Genomic DNA, 8631 nt, shown 5'->3' on the forward strand with positions numbered 1-8631 from the left:
ATTTATCATGTTTATTCCTTCACTTTGCTCTTTGATTGATTCACTCATCTCATTTATTGATTGAGCTAATACATTTGTATTTGCTTCTATCTCACCTAGAGATTTTTGAGTTCTTTCAGCTAGTTTTCTTACTTCATCAGCAACAACTGCAAATCCTCTACCATGCTCTCCAGCTCTTGCTGCTTCTATTGCAGCATTAAGTGCTAGAAGGTTTGTTTGATCTGCTATATCTCTAATGATAGTTATGATGTTTTTAATTTCATCACTTTGTCTTATAACATCAGCTGTCTTTTGAGAGATGGCATTCATTGAGCTTGACATTTGCTCTACTGCTGCTGCACTTTCTTGAAGTGAGCTTGCTTGTGTACTAGCGCCTTGCGTTAGCTCTTTCATAGCTGAAGCCAAAGTTGTAGCTTTTTCTTCAAGTAGCTGCGCTTGGCTTAAATTTGAGTTTAGCATAGAGCAAACTACCTCGCCCATGTTTGATACTCCAAGTATCATATCCTTTAGGTCGGCCTCTAGCTCTTCATTTATCTCAACCTTTGCTGTAAAGTCATTTTTAGTATATGAGCTAAGAACATTTGTTATGCCCTTTAAATTTGCCGAGATAGATGTAAAGAATTTATTTAGTAGCTCTTTTAATTCATTTAGTGATGGGTTGTTTGGAGTTGAGCCTATCTTTGCTCCAAGGTTTCCTTTGATCATTAAATTTGCTACCTTATTTAGCTCATCTATCATAGTGCTATCTTTTTTGATGCCAGCTATGACTTTGTCGATGTTCTCATTTATCGCCTTGCTCATCTCACCAAATTCGTCATTTGATCTTACCTCTAGCTTGCTTGGTGCTTTTGCTTCGTAAGTTACAAATTTAAATACATCATCAAGCTTAGACTGAATGATTTTTATAGGGTTAAGAGACTTTTTAAGCAAGAAATAGACAAATGCTGAGAGGATAACGATAAATAGCACTGCTAGGATTAGCTGGATCTTTAGGAGTGGCATAGTATTTGACGTAAATACATCTTTTTGCATGGCAGTTATAGCTAGCCAGCCACGATCGTTTAGCTCTATGAAGTCAGCATATCTATCCTCGCCCTTTGTGTTTTTATAAGCAATTAGTCCGTTTTCATTAAATTCTTTATTTTTATATCTATTAATTAGACCTATCGTAGTTGGATTATCTTTGCCAACTAACTCTTTGTCAGGGTGGATGATGATCTTGCCATCTTTATCTACTACGTAAGCATAACTATAATCAGTCTTGCTGATACTCATGATCTCTTCACTGAGGCTTGAAATATCAGCATTCATTGCGGCGACACCCTTATCGCCGATAGGTGCTGAAAATGCTATCATCATGGCATTTGAGCTTGATGATTTGTAAGGATCAGAAAAAGTTGCTTTTGCGCCTTTTGCGATCTTATACCAGTCTCTTGTTCTTGGGTCGTAGCCATTGTCTTTTGGCATCTCATTCTTACCATTTGAGCGGTACATCGCACCATCGCTCTCATATCCAACAAAAATTCTCTCTATCTCAGGCGATACGATTAGCTTTGTTGTGCTTAAAATTTCATTTATCTGGCTTCTATCCTCTAGCTTTTCTAGCCTTTGGGCGATGCCATTTGCGGCATGTGTATTCTCGTCAAAAAATGTATTCATAGCGTTTTTTACATCTTTTAGAATTTGCCGTTGAGATTGGATGACTAGCTCGATGGTTTTACTCTGAGCAGTATAGTAACTAGCGGCCGACATAGCCACAAACGATATACATAGAGCAACTATTAGCATTAGTGCTATTTTATTGGTGATTGACTTCACACGAATTCCTTTACATATGATTTACATTGTCGCAATATCGGCTAGTTTAAAAAGAATTGTATAGCTGTTTAAAAAATTTTTCTTTAAAAGTAAGAAATTTTGATCTACAAGATAAATTTAAGGTCTATCTTTTATTAAATTTAAAAGATTTTCTTTGATATTTTCGCTAGTTAAATTTGAAATTTCGCTGTAAAAATTTCCATCTTTATCTAGCAGATAGATAGCAGAGCTGTGAGCGACAGAATAGCCCATAGCAGAGTTTTTAAGATGCACTTTTTGGTATTTTACGCCGTAGTTTTTAGCGACTTTTGGCAGATCATTCATCTTTAGTCCGTCTGCATCTTTGTAGAAATTTTTTGCCATTAGGGTTAAATTTTCAGGCGTGTCACGCTCAGGATCAAGAGTGATGAAAAGTAGCTCAAAGTCATCTCTTTTTAGTTTATTTAGCTCATCGCCCACAAGAGAGAGCGTAGTAGGGCAGACATCGGGGCAGTAAAGATAACCAAAATATATCGCTTTATACTTGCCGTTATAGTTTTTAAGGCTCACTTCGCCATGCTCTGAAAGCGCCTTAAAATCATACTTGTTTGGCTTTATAAAAAGCATCGCAAGACCAGCACATATTAAGATTATTATTAAGCCCCAAAGTGTCTTTTTCATCATTTGCCCTTACATTTTTAGATCAAGATCGACAAAAAATCCAGTCTCTTTTTCGCCATCAAGCAGCTTAAATCTATACCTCATAAGATCGACCACGCAAGCACTTAAAACGACTTGTGCTATTAGATTATCGCCTCTTTGATCAAGTCTGGCTTTTATCAAGCCCATGTTCATGTTTATGCCCTCGATGGCAAGGTTTGGATCTTTTAGCCCTAAATCTTTGCCATTAATGATCTTAAAGCTAAACGGCCTCATCGCAAAGATCGGTCTTGGCGAGATGTCTATCTTTAGCTTAACGCCATTAAATTTCACCTCGCAAGCATCTTTGTTTAGATCGCATTTTAGAGGATCAAGCGATGTATTTACATCGGCAAATTCAGGCGGATCCTCTTTACTGACCATAAATTTATGACCCATCCAAAAAGCGCCTGCTACTATAAAGATGAGTGAAAAAATGATTAGAATTTTTTTCATTATTTGAAGTTTTTGGTTACTCCGATATTATCAAGCTTGATGCTCTCGCCGTTGCTAAATTTTAGCTCCAGATCAACCTTGTCGCCATCTTTTATGGGCTTATTTAGATCCATAAGCATGATGTGAAGACCGCCAGGTGCTAGCTTTGTCTCGCCATTTTTTGGGATAACAGCGTCCTCAACCTGAACCATAGCCATCATGCCATTTTCCATCTTGTGAGTGTGAATTTCAGTGCTTTTGCAAACACTTGAATGAACGCCAACTAGCTTTACATCGGCATTTGAAGCATTTTTGATATCCATGAAAATAGCGCTGTTGTTTGTGCCAGGCTTTGTGTCTCTTGCTCTGACATGATCTAGGCTGATGTCAGCTGCCATTAGTGTAGAAGCCGCAAGTAATGCACCAAAAACAAGTTTTTTCATATTTTTCCTTTGTGGTAAATTAATAATGGTTTTCAGATTATACATATAAAGAAACTAAAATTCCCTTTAAAATTTAAAAATTGAAATTTTTTAGGTTATAATTACGCACTAAATTTTACTTTTTGGGACACTTCATTTGAAAAAGATACTACTTTTCTTCATCGCGTTAGCGCCTTGTCTTTTTGCCCAAAATTACGAAGAAATTTACTTAAAAAATGGCCCATCTGCTGTCATAGAAGCCATTGAAAAGAACATTTTAAGTAAGGACTACTGGCTAAAAAAGCTCAAAGACAAGGACGTTAGATACGGATATTACGACAACGAGATACTTCTAAGCGTGGTTGATAAGACTGATAAAGAGCTTGAAGTCATCTCTTATAAAGACGGCGTTACAAAAAAACTATTTAGCTCAAGTGTCATTGTTGGCAAAAACGGCGACAAACTGCTTGAGGGCGATCTAAAAACGCCAGTTGGCGTCTATCAGCTCACGCGTAGATTTACGCCAAATGATAGATACTTGGGGCCTCTTGCCTTTTCTCTTTCATATCCAAATTTGCTTGATAAACTCGCAAAACGCAATGGCAGTGGCATCTGGATACATGGCTATCCGCTCGATGGTCAAAGGACAGATGAGCTAAAGACAAAGGGCTGCGTGGCTATGCAAAATGACATTTTGATGAAATTTGACGAAGTTATAGACCATAAAAAAACGCTTGCATTTATCTACGAGGACAAGCGCCCAGAAGCAAGCGTGAATGACATTGCAGTGATCATCTCTGGAATTCTTAACTGGAAAAAGACTTGGAGCGAGAGTGACATTGATAGCTATTTGAAATTTTATGATAAAGATTTTGAGCGATATGACGGCATGAGCTTAGAAAATTTTAAAAATATGAAACGAGCTATCTTTTCTAAAAAAGAGAAAAAACATATCGCTTTTTCAAATTTTCTCATTACACCTTATCCAAATCTTAAAAACGACAAGCTCTTTCGCGTGAGTTTTTATGAGGATTACGCTGCTGATACGCATAAATTTGCAGGTCAAAAGACCCTTTATGTCAAGCTTTATGGCGATGAGATGAAAATTTTTATAGAGGAGTAGAAGTGGAAAAATCTCAAGAAGTAAAAGAGAAGATAGAGAAAATTTTAGAGGCTAGGTCTGCGTTTTTTGCTGAGCTTGACCGCCAAGTGCCAAAGAAAAATGGCACTGATGTCTTTGACTTTGGCAAGGTTAAAGAGGCTGATCTAAAAGAAATTTACGCTAAATTCTATGCATTTGACTACAACGTAAGAAAGCTCTTGCCTGACGTTTATAAAGCTTATGATGTGAATTTTAATGTCTGAGATACACCTAAACAAAGCAGCTTATATCCACAATCTAACTAAAATTTGTGACAAAGCTGGCGGAAAAGAAAATGTTATCGTCGTGCTAAAAGATAACGCTTATGGGCACGGCGCAAGGCTCATAGCTAGCGAGGCTAAGAAATTTGGCATAAAAAACTGCGCTGTAAAGAGCGAGTGTGAAGCAAATGAGATCGCTGATATCTTTGAAAATATCTTGATCCTCTCGCACATCCCAACAGGCGATGAGAGCGCTAAATTTACCTACGCCATAAATGACATAGACGCACTTTTAAAGATAAAAGAAAATACAAAAATCAACCTCGCCATCGACACCGGCATGCATAGAAATGGGCTTGATGTAAGCGAGCTTGATTATGCATTTGAAATTTTAGCCAGAAGAAATTTAGAGCTTCTTGGCGCTTATACGCACTTTCGCGCAAGTGATGAGTTAAATGCTGATTATTTCGTGCAAAGAGAAAATTTTAACGCCGCAAAAGCGAAAATTTTAGCTCTTTGCGATGAGTTTGGTATAAAAAAACCGATCTTTCACTCTCACAACTCAGCCGCCCTTGAAAGAGCGAGCGAGATAAAAGATGAGATGGTGCGCGTAGGCATCGCTCAGTATGGATATGCTCAGTTTAATGGCTCTTTAAATTTAAAGCCAGTGCTTTCACTTTGGGCAAAGCGCGTTAGCAGGCGGGTTTTAAAAAGTGGTCAAAGCGTGGGATATGGGGCTAAATTTATAGCAAAAGATGATATAAACGTCGCTACTTATGATCTTGGATATGGCGACGGACTGCTAAGATACAATGGACTTGGTGAGCTAAGGCTTGCAAACGGCGAGCTGATACTTGGCAAAATTTCGATGGATAGCTTTAGCTGCAAAGATAGTGGCGAATGGGTCTGTGTCTTTGAGGACGCAAATGTCTGGGCTAACTTTTTTGGCACGATAAACTACGACATCTTAGTCAAACTCTCGCCAAATATCACTAGAAAATTTATATAAAGGTAATATGTGAAAAAGATCGTTTTATTAGCTCTTGCAAGCCTTGCTTTTGGCGCGCAGGAGAGTGAGTTTAAAGTTTATGAGCAGATACTAAATCAGCTTGATACAAAGCAGATCCCAGCCTTTGTCGTCCAAACCGCAAAGCCAAATTTACCAAGCAGGGTCGATGAGATGATCACGCTAAAAGATGTAAGCAGTGACGGGCTAAACATACATGGCGAGTTTGTCTTAAACGAGACTAAGACAAAGAAGCTAAAAGGCTACAACAAGGCTCAAATTTCGGCTTTAAAAGATGAGTTTTATCAAAATGGAAAAGAGGCACTTTGCAACTCAGGCATGGCAAGAGCTGCGCTAAATCGCGGCATCACGCTAAGTGGCAGCTACGGCTTTGAGGGCAGACATCTTTTTGATTTGAAGCTGGATAAGAGTAGTTGCGAGTAGCCATTTTTGCGCTGTTTTTTTGCTCGCTAGCTCTGGCTCTGACGCCAGATATGGCAGCGAAAAATCACGCAACATACTACAAAAAAAAGCTCCCATTTATCTGCACGCCGACGCTAACGCTTAATGATATCTTAAACGTGGGCGATACGCTCATCTACAGATACGCTGTCAAACACGCAAGAAAGCAAGAGATAAAAAGGCTTGAAGAAAAAGAGCTTTTGGAATTTATCGAGGCTATAAAAAAAGAGAATTTAAGAACCGCCTGTAAGGATAAAGAAATCTTAAATATGCTAAGTATCGGCGTTAGCTTGGATGAAATTTTCTACTCAGAAAACGGCGAACTAATCTTTGAATACACCATAAAAGACGAAGATTGCAAGAAACTGCAGTGAAATTTATGGTTAAATTTCAGTTTTTGTCCTGCAAATTTAGTGGAATTTTATTGGACAAAACCGCATGCAGTGCGAAGCACTGAAGCATGCACTTCTAACGTGCGAAGGGTTTGGAGGATTTAAAAAGGGGGATAAGGGGACGGCCTCGTAACTCGAGTCCCCTTGTCTCCCTTTTGATAAATTTATATCTCAAAGCAAATTTTAAAATTCCATTCACCCCTAAGAATTGACTACTAAAATTTGGCTTCGCTTATCGCTTAGCTCAAATTTTAGAGCCGAAATTACTCGTTCATAAAATTTTAAAATTTACTTGAAACTCACTTGATTTAACAAAGCAAATTTACAAATTTTAAATCTTTACTCACTCGCCTTAGCAACTTACCAAATTCAGGTCTCGTTATCACTTGCCACTGAATTTGGAAGCGTGATATGCTCGTTCATGAAATTTAAATTTGCTAGTAAATGTCTAAAATTAAAGCCAAAAAAGATAGCAAAAAGAAGATTAACCCAAATTTGCTAAGGGCTAAATTTTTACATACCTCTTTTTATCTCTTGCTCTAGTCTTTGAAGCTCGGCGATCCTGTCGATAGTGCTTGGATGCGTTCTAAAAAGCACACCAAGCTTGCTAGTTAGCGAGCCAAATGGATTTACGATAAACATATGTGCGCTTTGCTCGCTTGCATTTTGCATAACGTAAGAATTTGAGTAGTTTTCAAGTTTTGTTAGCGCGCTGGCTAGCCACTCTGGGTGCCCCGTTAGATAGGCTGCGCCTTTGTCTGCCTTATACTCGCGCTCCCTTGAGATCGCCATTTGGATGATCGTAGCAGCTAGTGGCATCACAACGGCGATGATTAGCATAATTACTGGGTTGGCGTTTCTTTGTGAGTTTTGATTTTGACTAGCTACGGTGCCTATCTTGGCAAAATTTGCGACCATCGCGATAGCACCAGCTAGTATGGCTGCTACTGAGCCAGTTAGGATGTCGTAGTGCCTTACGTGGCTTAGCTCGTGAGCTAGCACGCCTTCGATCTCGTTTTCATTTAAAATTTTTAAAAGACCCTCGGTTACTGCGACGGCTGCGTGACTTGGGTTGCGGCCTGTGGCAAAGGCATTTGGTACCTCTTCTGGGATGATGTAAATTTTTGGCATCGGCAAATTTGCCTTTTGTGTGAGGCGTGAGACGATCTCGTAAAGGCCGTGAGCGTTACTCTCATCGACTGGGATGGCGTTATATCTTTTTAGAACGAGCTTGTCGCTGAAAAAATAAGAAAATAGGTTCATGCCAGCTGCCATCAAAAAGGCGATCATCATGCCTTGCTCGCCACCCACGTAGCCGCCAACAGCGATGAAAACTAGCATTAAAGCAACCATTAAAAAAGCGGTTTTGAAAATTTCCATTTTTGTCCTTATTCTTTTATAGCATTTGGCAGGATCGCCGCGTCGATCTCAAATTTCGCAAGCTCGCAAAGGCTTATTTCACTCTCTACCAAAACAGCGATAAGCGCGTCAAATAGGTAGTTTTGCGCAACTTTTGCCAGATCTTTTGCTAGCGTAATATCGGCAATAATAAATTTTGCTCCAGCGGCATTTGCGATGATAGCTTCGTTGATGTCATTTGCGATGATGCTAAAGCTTGCTCCAGCCTCTAACGCCTTTTTTATCAAATTTCTATCAAATTTAAAGAGATTTTGCCTACCGCTTGAAATTTCATCTTCGCTTTTGCAAAGAAATAGCGGTTCAAATTTGATCAGCTCATCACCCAAAATTTTCATCTCTCACCCTTTATGCACTCTTTGCAGATGTATTTTCCGTCCCTTAGCACCATTTGATCGATGTCGCTAAAGACACCGCATTTGCTGCACTCTTCGAAGTTGCTGGTGCTTATCTTGTCGCTTTTTTTTCTATTTTTAAAAAATATGATGTAAATCGCAACCAAAATCGCTACAAAAAGCAAGTATTTCAACGTATCTCCCCTTGATTTTTGAGATTAAAAAATATGTAGTTTCTGTTTTTTTCATTATAAATTTGCGCGTTGATGCCTGAGATTTCATCCATGACGCTAGAGCCCTTGTAG

Annotated in this window: 12 protein-coding genes; 5 read left to right on the forward strand and 7 right to left on the reverse strand. The window is 38.8% G+C overall.

The window, feature by feature from the left end; translation table 11 throughout:
• The 4 genes from CYP77_RS01150 to CYP77_RS01165 form a co-directional block, all read right to left on the reverse strand.
• Nucleotides 1-1818, reverse strand: a 1818-nt coding sequence (locus tag CYP77_RS01150) for a methyl-accepting chemotaxis protein (protein WP_103599668.1), incomplete at its 3' end; no start/stop codon positions are given.
• Nucleotides 1819-1935: 117 nt separating this feature from the next.
• Nucleotides 1936-2478, reverse strand: coding sequence for an SCO family protein (locus CYP77_RS01155; RefSeq protein WP_103567721.1), 543 nt, complete (start codon nucleotides 2476-2478; stop codon nucleotides 1936-1938).
• Nucleotides 2479-2487: 9 nt separating this feature from the next.
• Nucleotides 2488-2952, reverse strand: coding sequence for a hypothetical protein (locus CYP77_RS01160; protein WP_103567722.1), 465 nt, complete (start codon nucleotides 2950-2952; stop codon nucleotides 2488-2490).
• Entirely contained in the window at nucleotides 2952-3374 is a 423-nt protein-coding gene (locus CYP77_RS01165; RefSeq protein WP_012001485.1) for a copper chaperone PCu(A)C, read from the reverse strand. The genes CYP77_RS01160 and CYP77_RS01165 overlap by 1 nt, the downstream gene beginning before the upstream one ends.
• A gap of 136 nt (nucleotides 3375-3510) precedes the next feature.
• Between CYP77_RS01165 and CYP77_RS01170 the strand changes: the two genes are divergently transcribed.
• From CYP77_RS01170 to CYP77_RS01190, 5 genes are read left to right on the forward strand one after another with little or no spacing between them, the layout of a single operon-like run.
• Entirely contained in the window at nucleotides 3511-4476 is a 966-nt protein-coding gene (locus CYP77_RS01170; RefSeq protein WP_103567723.1) for a L,D-transpeptidase family protein, read from the forward strand.
• A gap of 2 nt (nucleotides 4477-4478) precedes the next feature.
• Nucleotides 4479-4718: a CmeU family protein gene (gene cmeU / locus CYP77_RS01175; RefSeq protein WP_021085471.1), complete on the forward strand. Its 240-nt coding sequence runs from the start codon at nucleotides 4479-4481 to the stop codon at nucleotides 4716-4718.
• Nucleotides 4711-5724, forward strand: a complete 1014-nt coding sequence (locus tag CYP77_RS01180) for an alanine racemase (protein ID WP_103567724.1) — start codon at nucleotides 4711-4713, stop codon at nucleotides 5722-5724. Before cmeU ends, CYP77_RS01180 begins: the two co-directional genes overlap by 8 nt.
• A gap of 9 nt (nucleotides 5725-5733) precedes the next feature.
• Nucleotides 5734-6165: a peptide deformylase gene (locus tag CYP77_RS01185; RefSeq protein WP_103567725.1), complete on the forward strand. Its 432-nt coding sequence runs from the start codon at nucleotides 5734-5736 to the stop codon at nucleotides 6163-6165.
• Nucleotides 6166-6215: 50 nt separating this feature from the next.
• The gene (locus tag CYP77_RS01190; RefSeq protein WP_180385146.1) at nucleotides 6216-6557 is read left to right on the forward strand and encodes a hypothetical protein; all 342 of its coding nucleotides are present in this window, start codon (nucleotides 6216-6218) and stop codon (nucleotides 6555-6557) included.
• A 531-nt stretch (nucleotides 6558-7088) separates the two neighbouring features.
• Here CYP77_RS01190 and htpX read toward each other — a convergent pair.
• From htpX to CYP77_RS01205, 3 genes are read right to left on the reverse strand one after another with little or no spacing between them, the layout of a single operon-like run.
• Nucleotides 7089-7955, reverse strand: coding sequence for a zinc metalloprotease HtpX (gene htpX, locus CYP77_RS01195; RefSeq protein WP_103567726.1), 867 nt, complete (start codon nucleotides 7953-7955; stop codon nucleotides 7089-7091).
• An 8-nt stretch (nucleotides 7956-7963) separates the two neighbouring features.
• Nucleotides 7964-8329 (reverse strand): hypothetical protein, encoded by a 366-nt coding sequence (locus CYP77_RS01200; RefSeq protein ID WP_103567727.1) that lies wholly within the window; start codon nucleotides 8327-8329, stop codon nucleotides 7964-7966.
• A complete protein-coding gene (locus CYP77_RS01205) occupies nucleotides 8326-8520 on the reverse strand; it encodes a hypothetical protein (protein WP_009294554.1) in 195 nt (64 codons plus the stop codon). Before CYP77_RS01205 ends, CYP77_RS01200 begins: the two co-directional genes overlap by 4 nt.
• Nucleotides 8521-8631 lie beyond the last annotated feature (111 nt).

Source organism: Campylobacter concisus, from assembly GCF_002913865.1.
Lineage (GTDB): Bacteria > Campylobacterota > Campylobacteria > Campylobacterales > Campylobacteraceae > Campylobacter_A > Campylobacter_A concisus_AM.